Annotated in this window: 14 protein-coding genes; 10 read left to right on the top strand and 4 right to left on the bottom strand. The window is 33.1% G+C overall.

Annotation, left to right across the window (positions count from 1 at the left end):
- Positions 1-22: 22 nt before the first annotated feature.
- The 4 genes from B3J26_RS09870 to B3J26_RS09855 form a co-directional block, all read right to left on the bottom strand.
- Complete coding sequence (locus B3J26_RS09870; RefSeq protein ID WP_125348737.1) at positions 23-451, bottom strand: LNS2 domain-containing protein; 429 nt, start codon at positions 449-451, stop codon at positions 23-25.
- Positions 452-522: 71 nt separating this feature from the next.
- A complete protein-coding gene (locus B3J26_RS09865) occupies positions 523-1,848 on the bottom strand; it encodes a (Fe-S)-binding protein (RefSeq protein WP_185144083.1) in 1,326 nt (441 codons plus the stop codon).
- 54 nt (positions 1,849-1,902) lie between these two features.
- Positions 1,903-2,877 carry an MlaD family protein gene (locus B3J26_RS09860; RefSeq protein WP_038332017.1) on the bottom strand — a complete coding sequence of 325 codons (975 nt, stop codon included), beginning with the start codon at positions 2,875-2,877 and terminating at the stop codon, positions 1,903-1,905.
- Between the two features lie 59 nt (positions 2,878-2,936).
- Positions 2,937-4,232, bottom strand: a complete 1,296-nt coding sequence (locus B3J26_RS09855) for an N-acetylmuramoyl-L-alanine amidase family protein (RefSeq protein WP_257467976.1) — start codon at positions 4,230-4,232, stop codon at positions 2,937-2,939.
- 72 nt (positions 4,233-4,304) lie between these two features.
- On the opposite strand from B3J26_RS09855, the gene B3J26_RS09850 reads away from it, so the two are divergent.
- The 10 genes from B3J26_RS09850 to clpP all read left to right on the top strand — a co-directional run bounded on the left by B3J26_RS09850 (position 4,305) and on the right by clpP (position 14,098).
- Positions 4,305-6,917 (top strand): putative LPS assembly protein LptD, encoded by a 2,613-nt coding sequence (locus B3J26_RS09850; protein ID WP_291074344.1) that lies wholly within the window; start codon positions 4,305-4,307, stop codon positions 6,915-6,917.
- 13 nt (positions 6,918-6,930) lie between these two features.
- Positions 6,931-7,317, top strand: a complete 387-nt coding sequence (locus B3J26_RS09845) for a RidA family protein (protein WP_125348731.1) — start codon at positions 6,931-6,933, stop codon at positions 7,315-7,317.
- A 9-nt stretch (positions 7,318-7,326) separates the two neighbouring features.
- A complete protein-coding gene (locus tag B3J26_RS09840) occupies positions 7,327-7,803 on the top strand; it encodes a hypothetical protein (protein ID WP_291074342.1) in 477 nt (158 codons plus the stop codon).
- A gap of 9 nt (positions 7,804-7,812) precedes the next feature.
- Positions 7,813-8,886 carry a 4-hydroxythreonine-4-phosphate dehydrogenase PdxA gene (pdxA, locus tag B3J26_RS09835; RefSeq protein WP_280051017.1) on the top strand — a complete coding sequence of 358 codons (1,074 nt, stop codon included), beginning with the start codon at positions 7,813-7,815 and terminating at the stop codon, positions 8,884-8,886.
- A 72-nt stretch (positions 8,887-8,958) separates the two neighbouring features.
- Positions 8,959-9,537 carry a YceD family protein gene (locus tag B3J26_RS09830; RefSeq protein WP_291048774.1) on the top strand — a complete coding sequence of 193 codons (579 nt, stop codon included), beginning with the start codon at positions 8,959-8,961 and terminating at the stop codon, positions 9,535-9,537.
- A gap of 55 nt (positions 9,538-9,592) precedes the next feature.
- Positions 9,593-9,790, top strand: a complete 198-nt coding sequence (rpmF, locus tag B3J26_RS09825) for a 50S ribosomal protein L32 (protein ID WP_019975824.1) — start codon at positions 9,593-9,595, stop codon at positions 9,788-9,790.
- Positions 9,791-9,915: 125 nt separating this feature from the next.
- Positions 9,916-10,398, top strand: coding sequence for an acetyl-CoA carboxylase biotin carboxyl carrier protein (accB, locus tag B3J26_RS09820; protein WP_125348723.1), 483 nt, complete (start codon positions 9,916-9,918; stop codon positions 10,396-10,398).
- A gap of 20 nt (positions 10,399-10,418) precedes the next feature.
- Positions 10,419-11,783 (top strand): acetyl-CoA carboxylase biotin carboxylase subunit, encoded by a 1,365-nt coding sequence (accC, locus tag B3J26_RS09815; protein ID WP_221854334.1) that lies wholly within the window; start codon positions 10,419-10,421, stop codon positions 11,781-11,783.
- Between the two features lie 279 nt (positions 11,784-12,062).
- Entirely contained in the window at positions 12,063-13,382 is a 1,320-nt protein-coding gene (locus B3J26_RS09810; protein ID WP_291074340.1) for a trigger factor, read from the top strand.
- A gap of 50 nt (positions 13,383-13,432) precedes the next feature.
- Positions 13,433-14,098, top strand: a complete 666-nt coding sequence (gene clpP / locus B3J26_RS09805) for an ATP-dependent Clp endopeptidase proteolytic subunit ClpP (RefSeq protein ID WP_038331995.1) — start codon at positions 13,433-13,435, stop codon at positions 14,096-14,098.
- Positions 14,099-14,256: the final 158 nt, after the last annotated feature.

The raw sequence follows: 14,256 nt of genomic DNA, 5'->3' as shown, positions 1-14,256 counted from the left end.
GTGTTATTTGAATGGATTTGGTTTAATGTTTTCCATCATCAAAAACTTGAATCGAAACATTTTTTTCAACCAAATCTGTAAATTTACCATTGTATCGTGTCGCTTTTACTAAATGGTTGTCAACCCAATGATAATTTCCTCCACGAGGTTTTCCCATTAAAAGTCCATGGTATTTGAAACCATGTTTTTTCAACCAAATTTCTGTGTACTCACGATGTTCTTCTGTACGTGATGTAAAAAATGTGATAATATGTCCTTCGTCGTACCATTTGTTTAATGTTTCTAAAGCATCTGGATATAATTCTGCTGTTAGCATACGTTCTGGTTCTTCGTTTGGAATATCATCGCAAATTGTTCCATCAATGTCAATTAAATAATTTTTAACATTTTCTGGTAAAATAGGACTTACTCTTTCTCCGTTTTCAATTTTTTCCTCTAAGAAATTTTCCATGTGTGCTGTGTTTGTGTGTTATGTACAAAAATTAATAGTTCTTTGAGAATGAGTAATTGTATTTTACAATTTTAATCGTTTGCCCAATTCAATCTATCCGCATTGTTAAATTGCCAAGGAGCTCCATTGTTTTCGACATTTGTCATCATCATGTTCAACTCGTTTGGTGCAGCAGATTGTTCCATTACCAAATAACGACGTAAATCAACAATAATTGATAACGGATCGATATTTACTGGACAAGCCTGTGTACATGCATTACAAGATGTACATGCCCATAATTCTTCTGGTGAAATGTAATCGTTGACAAGCATTTTACCATCATCCACAAAACTTCCGTTTGCATCGATGTTTTTACTTACTTCTTCTAAACGATCACGAGTATCCATCATAATTTTTCGAGGAGATAATTTTTTCCCTGTCAAATTTGCTGGACATTCAGATGTACAACGCCCACACTCCGTACATGTGTAGGCATTCAATAATTGTACTCTGTTTAAATCAAAAATATCTTTTGCTCCAAATGTTTCTGGCTCTCCCTGTGGTTCGGCAGGTGCTGCGTAAGGATCTGCATTTGGATCCATCATCATTTTTACCTCATCTGTTACAGATTGTAAATTATTGAATTCTCCTTTTGGTTCTAACTTAGAAAACCATGTATTTGGAAAAGCCAAAATGATGTGTAAATGTTTTGAATAATACAAATAATTTAAGAAAAAGAAAATTCCGATGATATGAAACCACCAAGCTGCTCTTTCTATAATTGTAATAAATGTGATGTCGTTGAATTGACTAATAATTGGTGCTGTTAACCAAGAAGAAATTGGAAAAGATCCTGTTTCGATATAATGAGGTGCACCCATTTTTTGTAACACTTGATCTGCACCATTCATTGTAAATAAAGCCAACATAAATGCAACCTCCATAATTAGGATATAATTAGCATCGTCTTTTGCCCAGCCTTTCATTTCTGGTTTCCAAAAACGTCCAACTTTTACAAAGTTTCTTCTACAGAAGAAAATGATACACGAAACCATCACCAAAAAGGCTAAAATCTCGAAAAACCCTATCATTCCGTTATAGAAACCTCCTAAGAAACTTAGAATACGGTGTGTTCCGAATACACCATCGATGATAATTTCTAATACTTCGATATTGATTAAAACAAATCCTACATAAACAAAAACATGTAGAATACCAGCAAGAGGACGAACAGTCATTTTACCTTGTCCTAAAGCCACACGAGCCATCGTTTTCCACCTTTCCGCAGGATGATCGAAACGATCTATTTCTTTCCCTAATTTGATGTTACGTATAAGTTTCTTTACGTTTTGCGCAAAGAACCAAATACTTCCTATCATAATTAGAAGAAAGATTACATTTGGAATGTACTTCATCATTTTTTATTAGTCTTTTTGTGAGTTTTGAGTATTTAAATTTTAGTTTTGATTTTATGGCTGAACTGGTTGCTTTTTACCAAAAACAGAGATGTTCACATAACGACTTGGGTTTTTCTTTAAGTCTGTTACCAATTCATTCATATTTTTGATTGTTGCTTCAAGTTCGTTAGCAAGCGTTTCATCTTTTGCTAATTTTCCTAAAGAACCTTTTCCATTATTCATATCTTCTAACAATGTATTTAAGTTTTTAGACGCATTTTCAAAATTCTTAATCACTTGATCTAATTCTAACGCGTTTAATTTATCCGCAGTTTTTCCAAATTTGTCAACCGTAGCTTTTGCAGAAGCCATTGTAGCACTTGCATTGTTAAGCGTTGTGTTCAATGTCTTTTCGTTTGTTTTGATCAAATTATTTGCACTATTTGATGTTGCAGTCAACGATTGCGCTGTTTTGTCGAACGAATCAATTGTATGATTCAAGTTTCTCAACATTGCTTTAATATCTTGTTGAGTTGACGGATCCAAAACATTGTTTACACTTCCTAATGTTTGATTAAAACTTAATAAAACACTATCTAACTTTGCTTGTGTTGGCGTTAATTGTTTCGTCAAACCATCTAACATTCCGCCTGCAATACGACCTTGTAAATAATCACCATCTTTTGCTACATCTGGTCCATAGTCTAATAAAAGTCTAACTTCTGGTCCAGACATAATTCCTGGTTCGTAAATTTCTGCAATTGTTTTTTTCGAAAATTGAATATCTTTTTCGACAGAAATCACGACTTCAAAATAGATAGGTTTTGCAGTATCTATAATTTTAATTTCTTTCACCTGACCAACTCTCAAACCGTTTACAGAAACAGGTTTAGAAGGAGCTAATCCGCTTACATTTTCGTATTTTACAGTAAACAAACGTCCTGATGAAAAAATATTTTGACCTTTTAAGAAATTGAATAGCATGAAAAAACCTACTAAGGTTAAGATGGTAACAACTCCTATTTTTAATTCTTTAGATAACTTCACTTGTTATGATTTTATGCAAAAATAAAATTTAATTTGTAAAGAAACATTTTATATTACGTTTACATTGGTTCTTCACCATTAAATGTAACGATAAAGGCGTTTCTAAAACCTTTGTCTTGTACTTGTTTCAATGTTTTTTGAGCAGATTCCATTGTTTTATCAGAGCCATAATAATATTTCTGAAGTCCACCTTCTTTTACTCGCAACACATTTGTCAATCCATTAAATTTTTCGTCTTTGTCTTTATATTTTTTATTTGATGTCATAAACTGAACACGATAATTTTTACCACCTTCTAATTTTTTATTCGTTTCAAATTCTACAATTTTTGCACCAGAAAATCCTTTACGTTTTACCGTTTGCAACAAATCATCTGCACGAGATTGTAAATCTGTTTCTCCGTAATAATACACGTAATTATCACCTTCCTGAATTACATCTAAATCTGTTAAACCTCTTAATTGCGGCGAAGTTGAAGAAAATTTCATTTTAGACTCCATTACCCTTACCTTCAATTTTTTTCCTTCTACAGGTTTTTCAACTTTTTTAACTGGTTTAGGTTTTTCGTCCTCGTCCTCTACTCCACTTCTACGATCATATTCTTTTTTGAATTGTTTAAAAGCTTCATAAATTGTAGTCGTCGTTTTATCTTTTCCTTCGTCTGATGCTAAAAATGTTCCTTCATCATAATTCGAAATAAATCCTAACTCTACCAAAACAGAAGGAGAAGCATTTCCTCTCAACACGTGAAAATTTGCTTGTTTAACACCTCTACTTTTTCTGAAATCACGATTTACGAAACCTTTTTCTACCAAATCTGCAAAACGAATAGATTGTTCTTTATAAGCTGCATTCATAATCTCAAAAGCGATAACCGCTTCCGGATCATTTGGATTAAATTTTTCGTAACGTTCTTGATCTTTCTCTAAAAACACAACCGAGTTTTCACGTTTAGAAACTTCATCTGTTTCGTTAGATCGTTTCAATCCCATTACAAATGTTTCTGTTCCCGTTGCGCTTTTGTTATCAGCCGAATTACAGTGAATCGAGACAAATAAATTCGCATGATTATCATTTGAAATTCGTGTACGTTCCCATAATTCTAAAAAAATATCTGTATCACGTGTTAAAACAACTTTAACATCTTTGTGATTTTTCTTAATTAATTCCGCCAATCTTTTCGAAACATCTAACGTGATATTCTTTTCATAATCAGCGACTCCCCTTGCTCCAGCATCATGTCCACCATGACCAGCATCAATAACAATTACAAAATTTTGCTTTTTTTGTGCAAATGAAAATGTAGAAAATACCATCATCATCGCAAAAAATAAATACTTTTGTATGTTAATCATTTTTAAACTCATACTATAGGTTTGTTTTTTTGATTAATTTTGACGCAATTTATAAAAAATAAGTTTTTCAATTTGTTTACAAAGGCAATTAAATCGATTTTATTTTTTAGTCCAGTTATGGTTTGCACCGTTTCTTTTGGACAAGTTAAGCAAAATAATAACGATAAAGATCACTCTAAGATAGTTTCTGATTCAGTAAAATTAGATACTATTATCCCTGTAAAAGAGAAATTAGAGTTTGTGGTAGAGCACAATTCCGAGGACGAAATACATAATCGTAAAAAACGTATGACTTACCTTTTGCGTAAGGCACATGTAGTTTACGGCGATATGACTATTGATGCAGATTATATCGAACTAAATTGGGATACAGGTGATGTATATGCCGAAGGTAAGCGCGATTCTATTGGGAATATTATTGAAAAAACTAAGTTTACACAAGGTCAACAAGAAATTTTGCAAGATGCTTTCAAAGTAAATTTCAAAACGAAAGTTGGAATTGCATATAACATTCGCATGACGCAAGAAGATGGAATCATCATTGCTGATAAAGCGAAGCGTGTCAATGATTCGGTAATGTTGTTAAAACGTGCCGATTTTACAACGGATACTTATTTTAAAGAAGGAAAAGATACTCGACCAGATTATTTTCTTCGCGCCAAAGAAGGAAAAATGATTGATAAAAATGGTAAGAAAACATTAATTACCGGACCTATCAATATGTGGATTTATGACGTACCAACGCCCTTAGCATTGCCATTTGGTTACATCCCAGCGATGGGTGCAAAACGTGCCGCAGGTATTTTGATGCCTCGCCCAGGTGAGCGTACAAATCTTGGTTTCTTTATCGAAGATTTAGGGTTTTATGTTCCATTTGGAGATAATTTTGATTTAAAACTTTCGGGAGATGTTTATACAAAAGGTAGTTGGGCTGCTAGAGCCGAATCTACCTATAAAAAACGTTATAAATACAATGGGCGACTTGCAGCGAATGTAGAAAATCGCTTAACTGGTATCAAAGGTCTTACAGAAGGCTCTAATGCCTTTTCTAAACAAAGTATGTTTGGTGTTATGTGGTCACATAGCCAAGATCCGAAAGCAAATCCATATTGGTTATTCAATGCCAATGTTAACTTTTCGAGTTCGAAATATTACCGTGAATCTGTACGAAATCAATACATCAATACTGGACAAGTTTTTACAAACAACGTTAACTCGTCTATCAACCTAACGAAAAACTTTGAGAATGCACCTCTAACAGCTCAATTGAGTATGTCTCACTCTCAAAACTACAATACTGGAGATATTAACATTGCATTTCCTCGTTTCAACTTGACGATGTCTCGTATTTTCCCGTTTGCAAAGAAAAATATGCCAAAAGAAGGTTTAATTCAGAATCTTGGTTTAACGTATAGTATGCAAGCTGGAAATGAAGTTAACACCAACGACAAAGACATCTTTACAGACAAAATGTGGAAAGATCAAATGCGAATGGGTGCGAATCACAAAATTGGTTTGCAGACAGGTATTACACTTGCTAATTATTTCCCATTAACACTTTCTTCTGACTATAATGAAGTTTGGGGTGATAATCGTTTGATTAAAAATTACAATTCTGTTAACGGAAAAATAGAGGACACAACATTGAAAGGATTCAATTCTTATCGAACATTTAATTTCAATGCTTCTGTTTCAACAAATATTTATGGATTATATCTTAATCCAAATAAAGATGCTAAGATTTTAGGAATTCAGCACGTAATTACGCCATCTATTGGTTATAGTTATACGCCAGATTTCCAAAGTCAATCTTGGGGATATTACAAACCTTATCAAAACCAAAATCAAGAAGAAGTTTGGTACAACCAATATCAAAACATGTTATATGGTGTATCAATTCCTGGTTTGACAAATTCATTAAACTTTGGACTTTCGAATAACTTGGAGATGAAAATCAAAGATGCAAATGATCCAAAAGGTTTCAAGAAAGTAAAGATTTTTGAATATTTACGTTTGAGTTCATCTTATAATTTCTCTGCGGATGAATTTAAACTTTCTCCGATTAGTATTAATGGAATGACATCTTTGTTTGATAGAAAAGTTAATGTACAATTCTCATCAACTGTTAATCCATATAAAATTCAACGTTATATAAATGCTGAAGGAAATGAAGTTGCTCAATACATTGATGAACTTGGCTTAGGAAATCTTCGTATTTCGAATATGACATTAGGAACTGGTTATACTTTTGATAATAGTACATTTGGTGGAAAACGTTTCGATGCCAAGAACTATAAAAAGCGTGGAACAGTTCGTGACGAAAATTTCTATTATGACAGCGATAATTATGCGCAATTTGCTATTCCTTGGAGTTTAACAGCTAATTTAAGTTATAATTATAGCAAAGGAACAGAACGAAAAGGAAGTAGCACAGGTTCTATTGCAATGAATGGTAAAATTTCGCCAACACCATATTGGGCAATTTCTGCAAATGCAACTTACGATTTCATCAAAAGTGAAATAACTTATGTACGTTTTGGTTTTGAAAGAGATTTACGAAGCTTTACCTTATCATTCAACTGGACACCAATGGGAACATATAAAAGTTATGATTTCTTTATCGGAATCAAAGCATCAATCTTACAAGATTTAAAATACAACGACAGATCAAGACTTAATTACTAAAAAAAATATTAATATGAAAAAACAAATCGTTCATACAGAAAAAGCACCACAAGCAATTGGACCTTATTCACAAGGTGTAAAATACAACGGATTTATTTACACATCAGGACAAATTCCTTTTAATGTAGAAAAAAATGAATTGGTTACAACAGGTATTCAAGATGAAGTTCATCAAGTAATGAAAAATGTAATTGCAATTTTAGAAGCGGGCGGAACAACAATTGACCAAGTTGTAAAAACAACAATTTTCGTTAAGGATTTGAATGATTTCAATGCAGTTAACGAAGTTTATGCTTCTTATTTTAATGACGAAAATTACCCTGCACGCGAATGTGTAGAAGTTGCTCGTTTACCACGCGACGTAAATGTTGAAATTTCTGTAATCGCCATTGCAGACTAATAAAATATTATGCTAAAAGACAAAACTGTATTAAGAAACACAATTGCTGTAGTGGTAGGATTAGCTGTAATCTTTGCCATTATACAATTTGGTCTTATATACAACGCGGATAGATTAGGATGGGACGACAAAATTTTCCCTGAATGGAGACACATCATCAAATACTTTTCGCATCAAGAAGGAAAAAAATACGAAGTTCAATTTTTTGGATCAATGCTCGCAATTAGTGGAATTGCAGCTTTAGTTGGAGGTGTTATAACAGCACTTATCGTAAGAAGAGCTAAACAAGCTTACACGATGTTTGTAGGTTTTATTGTGTTAATCGTTGCATTAGGCGACGTTCTTATCACGCCTTATCACCCAACTTGGTACGAAATTGCGATCTGTCCAGTTTTATTCTTTTCATCATGGATTGGAGGTTTAATTGTAGATTTAATTTACAAAAGATTTTTAAAAAAATACAAACCATCCAGCCAATCATATTAAACTAACATTATGTCTGAAAAAGATAGAAAAATTAGAGTTGCCATCTCGATTGGTGATTATAACGGAATCGGAATTGAGGTTATCTTAAAAACCTTACAAGAAAAAGAAATAACAGAGTTTTTTACGCCTGTTATTTTCGGTTCAACCAAATTATTATCGTATCAAAAAGATCGTTTAAAATTTGACCGAATCAATTTTCAAGGTATTCAAGATGCGAATCAAATTGTAGACGGAAAAATCAATGTGGTTAATCTTTGGAAAGATCAAATTGATGTACATTATGGTAAAGTAACCAAAGAAGCTGGTGAACACGCTTATCAATCATTAAAAGCGGCTGCAAAATCTGTTTCAGATGGTTTTACTGATGTTTTGGTAACGGCTCCAATTAATAAAGATAATATTCAGTCCGAAGAATTTCATTTCCCAGGTCATACCGAATATTTAGGAGAAATTTGGGGAGGAAAACCTTTGATGTTCTTAGTTTCAGAAAAATTGAGAGTTGGTTTAGTAACGCAACATATTCCGATTAGCGAAGTTGCAAAACAAATTAATCCAAAATCTGTTTATGCAAAAATTCAACAAATTCATAAAAGTTTGATTGAAGATTACGCCATCGAAAAACCAAAAATTGCAGTTTTAGGTCTTAATCCTCATGCAGGTGACAATGGTCTGTTAGGATCAGAAGAAAAAGAAATTATTTCGCCAGTTATCGAGCGCTGCATTAACGAAAATCAATTAGTTTTTGGACCTTATTCGGCAGATAGTTTTTTCAATCCAAGTAATTTAGACGCTTTTGATGCTGTTTTGGCCATGTATCACGATCAAGGATTGGTTGCTTTCAAAACAATTAGTTTTGATGAAGGAGTTAATTATACAGCTGGATTAAAATTTGTACGAACTTCGCCAGATCATGGTGTAGCTTACGACATCGCAGGAAAAGGAATTGCAAACGAAGAATCATTTAAGGAAGCTATTTTTTCAGCAATCGAATTATATAAAAATCGAAACGAATACCAAGAGCTAACAAAAAATGTATTGCAACATATTCCTCTAAAATTAGAAAAAGGCGATAATAAAGAATAAAAATTTAAAATAAGTTGCAAAGAGCTATTAATTTTAAATAAATTAGATTATCTTTGCACACCTTTTTGTGGTATGGACAAGTTAAAAAATTATAATATTGTATTTACAAGCTTGCCTTTTGGTAAGAGTGATTTTACATTCGAATTATCACAATCGTTCTTTGATTTATTTGAAATTGAGCAAGATTTTGACAATCCTAATTTAATTGCAACAATTATTTTAGATAAAAAATCAACAATGCTTGAGTTAGAAATCAGCTTAAAAGGGGACATTACAGTTCCTTGTGATTTGACTGGAGAATTGTTTCAGCAAGAAATTTCGAATAATGCAGAATTAATTGTTAAATTTGGCGACGAGTTTGACGATACTGATTTTGAGATGTGGGTAATTCCAAGAGAGGAATACCAAATCAACGTTGCGCAAGTTCTTTATGAATTGGCAATGCTATCAGTACCAACAAAACGAATTCATCCCGATGTCTTGAATGGCAAAAGCGATTCTGAAATGATTGAATTGTTAGACCAATACAGCATTTACGAATTAGACGAAGATGCAGAAGACGAGCATGACGATGACGATAACAATGATGACGATGACGATAATAACGACATTGATCCTCGTTGGGCAAAATTGAAAGATTTAAAACCTTAATTGGTTTTTATTATTAAAATAAATTATAGAAATAAAGAAAAAAAAGTAGTTAGATATGGCACATCCTAAGAGAAGACAGTCGTCAACAAGAAGAGATAAACGTAGAACACACTACAAAATCGAAGCTCCACAATTAGCAATCGATAAAACAACAGGTGAAGCACATTTATATCACAGAGCTCACTGGTCTGACGGAAAATTATACTACAAAGGTAAAGTAGTATTAGAGAAAGTACAAGAAGTTACTGAATAATATAATCTTCGAAAGATTTTGAAGCTGTTTCTAAAAAGAAACAGCTTTTTTTATTTTTTTTTCAATACCTTTGAAATCGTTTTATAAAAAACAAACATAAAAGGTCAAATAAAAAACCGCATTATATGGACATTAAAGACATTCAAAATTTAATTAGATTCGTATCAAAAGCAGAAGTTGCTGAAGTAAGCATCAAACAAGATGACATCGAAATCAAAATCAAAACTTTAGCAAGCGTACCTGCACAAGTTGCATCTCAACAAATTTATGTACCACAAGCTCCTGTAGCTCCAATTGCCGCTCCTCAAGCGTCAGCAGCTGCACCAGCAAATAACTCTACAACATCAACAGAAGAAGAAAATAGTAATTTAATTACAGTTAAATCTCCTATGATTGGTACTTTCTACCGTGCTGCAGGACCAGGTAAAGAACCTTTTATTAATGTAGGTGATGCTATTGCTCCAGGTAAAGTTTTATGTATTGTTGAAGCAATGAAGCTATTCAACGAAATCGAATCAGAAGTTTCTGGAAAAATTGTAAAAATCTTAGTGGACGACGCTAGTCCAGTTGAGTACGATCAACCATTATTCTTAGTTGATCCAGCTTAATCAATTACATCTAAAAAATTATGTTTAAAAAGATATTAATCGCTAATAGAGGTGAAATTGCAATGCGTATTATACGTACTGCAAAAGAAATGGGAATCAAAACGGTTGCCGTTTACTCTAAAGCAGACGAGACTTCATTACACGTACGTTTCGCTGACGAAGCTGTGTGTATTGGTCCTGCTCCAAGTAAAGATTCGTACCTAAAAATGGCTAACATCATCGCGGCTGCAGAAATTACTGACGCGGATGCTATTCACCCAGGTTACGGGTTTTTATCTGAAAACTCAACTTTTTCTAAAATCTGTGCTTCTAACGGAATCAAATTCATCGGTGCTTCTGCAGAAAATATCGAGCGTATGGGAGATAAAGCCAATGCGAAAGCTACTATGAAAGAAGCTGGTGTTCCTGTAGTACCAGGTTCTGATGGTTTATTAGAAAGCTATGAGCAAGCCTTAGAAGTTGCGCGCGAAATTAAATACCCAGTTATGATGAAAGCTACTGCCGGTGGTGGTGGTAAAGGTATGCGTGCAATTTGGAAAGAAGAAGATTTATTACACGCATGGGAATCTGCTCGTACAGAAGCTGCTGCAGCTTTTGGTAACGACGGAATGTATATGGAAAAATTAATCGAAGAACCACGTCATATCGAGATTCAAGTTGCAAGTGACCAAAACGGTAAAGCTTGTCACTTATCAGAACGTGACTGTTCTATTCAACGTCGTAATCAAAAATTAGCAGAAGAAACCCCTTCTCCAATCATGACAGACGAATTACGTCAACGTATGGGAGATGCAGCAGTTAAAGCTTGTGAATATATAGGTTATGAAGGTGTTGGCACAATTGAATTCTTAGTTGACAAACACGGAGATTTCTACTTTATGGAAATGAATACTCGTATCCAAGTAGAGCATCCAATTACTGAGCAAGTAACAGGTTTCGATTTAATTCGTGAACAAATTATGTTAGCGGATGGTGAGCCAATCTCTGGTCAAAACTATTATCCAAACGGACATTCTATCGAGTGTCGTATCAATGCAGAAGATCCTTATAACGACTTCCGCCCTTCTCCAGGGAAAATTACAAATATTAATATTCCTGGTGGTAACGGTGTTCGTGTTGATACACACGTTTATGCTGGATATACAATTCCACCAAATTACGATTCTATGATTGCAAAAATCATTGTTACTGCACAAACGCGTGAAGAAGCAATAGCAAAAATGAAACGTGCGTTAGGGGAATTTTATATCGAAGGTATCAAAACAACGATTCCTTTCCACTTACAGTTGATGGATAATCCAGATTTTATCGCGGGTAATTACACAACTAAATTTATGGAGGATTTTGTTTTTGACGAATCTTACGCAAATTACGGAGAATTATAAGAAATTAAATTTTCGAAATATTGAAAATCCAGAACGTATATTCTGGATTTTTTTATGTCATTGTGTCAGCAAAAATCAAATGGCTTAATTGTTGAAAATATCACCTCAGAAAAGTAGTAAATAATCAATTCAATCATCACATCTAAAATCAAAATCTAAACTATTTGATAAGATTCAATCCGAATTGTTAATTTATAGTGATTGAATTGATTGTAATATTACTTTTTACTATTAAAAATCATTAATAATTTATACATTTGCACTCCAAATTTAAGGTAGATGAATATTACTAAAAATACAACAGACAAATTAAACGCAGTATTAACTGTAACTGTTGATAAGGCAGATTATCAAGAAAAAGTAGTTGATGTATTAAACCAATACAGAAAAACAGCTAACATCAAAGGTTTCCGTAAAGGACAAGTTCCAATGAGCTTTGTAAAAAAACAATACGAACAAGCTGTTGTTTTTGATACAGTTAACGAAATTTTACAAAAAAGTGTATCTGAATACATCAACACAGAAAAATTATCAATCTTAGGAAATCCAGTTCCAGTAATGAAAGATGTTGATTGGGATGCTGATCAATTATCATTTGATTTCGAATTAGGATTAGCTCCAGAATTTGATGTTGATTTATCTAAAGTAGAAGTTGAAAGCTACAAAGTAAAAGTTGCTGACGACGAAATCCAAAAATATGTAGATAATTTCGCTGCTCGTTTTGGATCATTAAAATCTTTAACTGAAGCTGAAGCTGAAGCTGTATTGAAAGTAGAAGCTGCTGTAGAAGGGCAAGAAGCTAAACCAACATTTATCCGTTTAGAAGAATTGAAAGATGCTTCTGCATTTATCGGTAAAAAAGCTGGTGATGTTGTAGAAGTAAATTCTAACGATATTTTTGATACTGCTGAAGAAGCTGCACAACAATTGAACACAGAAGTTTCTGAAGAAGGAACTAACGTTACGTATACAATCAAAGAAATTAACAAAGCTGAAAAAGCTGAAGTTAATCAAGAATTATTTGATAAAGTTTATGGAGAAGGAGCTGTAGATTCAGAAGAAGCTTTCCGTAACAAAATCAAAGAAGAGTCAGAAAACATGTACAACAAAGAATCTGACAAACAAATTATCAATGACGTTGTAGCTAAATTATTAGATACAGTTCAATTTGATTTACCAACAGAATTTTTAACAAAATGGTTAATCACTTCTAACGAAAATGTAACTTCTGAAGAGCAAGCGAAAGAAGAATTGGTAAAAATGGACAAAGGTTTACGTTACCAATTAATCGAAGCTAAAATTGCTGAAGTTAACAATGTAGAAGTAAATGCTGAGGAAGTAAAAGAAGCTGCTTTTGCTGCAATCAAAGATCAATTAAAAATGTACGGTCAAACTTCTATTCCAGAAGAAACATTACAACAAATTGCAATGTCTGCTTTACAAAATCAAGAAGAATACAACCGTTTATCATACCAAGTGTTTACAGACAAAATGTTAGACATCTTCAAAAACAATGTAAAATTGAACGAGAAAGAAGTAACATTTGACGAGTTTGTTGACATTATTACAGAAAAAAATAAAGAATTAGCAGAAGCTTAATCACTTCTAAAAAATTCTTTATACCTTTCATTTAAAATCTAAATTTAATAATGAAAAACGTAGGAGAAGAATTTAAAAAATATGCGCTGTTAGACAAAGGAATTAGCTCTTTACATATGGAGAGTTACATCCAAAATACAACGCCTTACATCGTTGAAGAAAGAAAATTGAACGTTGCACAAATGGACGTTTTCTCTCGTTTGATGATGGACAGAATCATCTTTTTAGGAACAGGTATCGATGATCAAATTGCCAATATTATTCAAGCGCAATTATTGTTCTTAGAAAGTGTGGATGCGACAAAAGACATTCAGATTTATGTTAACTCACCAGGTGGTGGTGTTTATGCAGGATTAGGAATTTACGACACAATGCAGTTAGTAAAACCAGACGTTGCAACAATTTGTACAGGAATGGCAGCTTCTATGGGAGCAGTTTTATTATGTGCAGGTGCAGCAGGAAAACGTTCGGCTCTTAAACATTCTCGCGTGATGATTCACCAACCTTTAGGAGGTGCTCAAGGACAAGCTACTGATATGGAAATTACATTAAAGGAAATCTTGAAATTGAAGAAAGAATTATACGATATTCTTGCAACTCATTCTGGTCAAACTTTCGAGCAAATCGAAAAAGATGGTGAACGTGATTACTGGATGACTTCACAAGAAGCAAAAGAATATGGAATGATTGACGAAGTTTTATTGCCTCGTAAATAATTTTAAATTCAATAAAAATACAAAAAAAGGATACTCAAAATTTTGAGTATCCTTTTTTTCGTTTACAAATACTTAAAATTTTGTAAAACAATAAGAATGAAATAAAAAAAAACAATAATCTAAATAAGGACAAAAAGGATCAGTATCAAAAGTTGGGG

It is taken from the genome of Empedobacter sp. UBA5987 (assembly GCF_002429865.1).
In the GTDB taxonomy this organism is placed as follows: domain Bacteria; phylum Bacteroidota; class Bacteroidia; order Flavobacteriales; family Weeksellaceae; genus Empedobacter; species Empedobacter falsenii_B.
The sequence above is the reverse complement of the archived record's forward strand: the minus strand, read 5'-3'. Positions and strand labels throughout refer to the sequence as shown.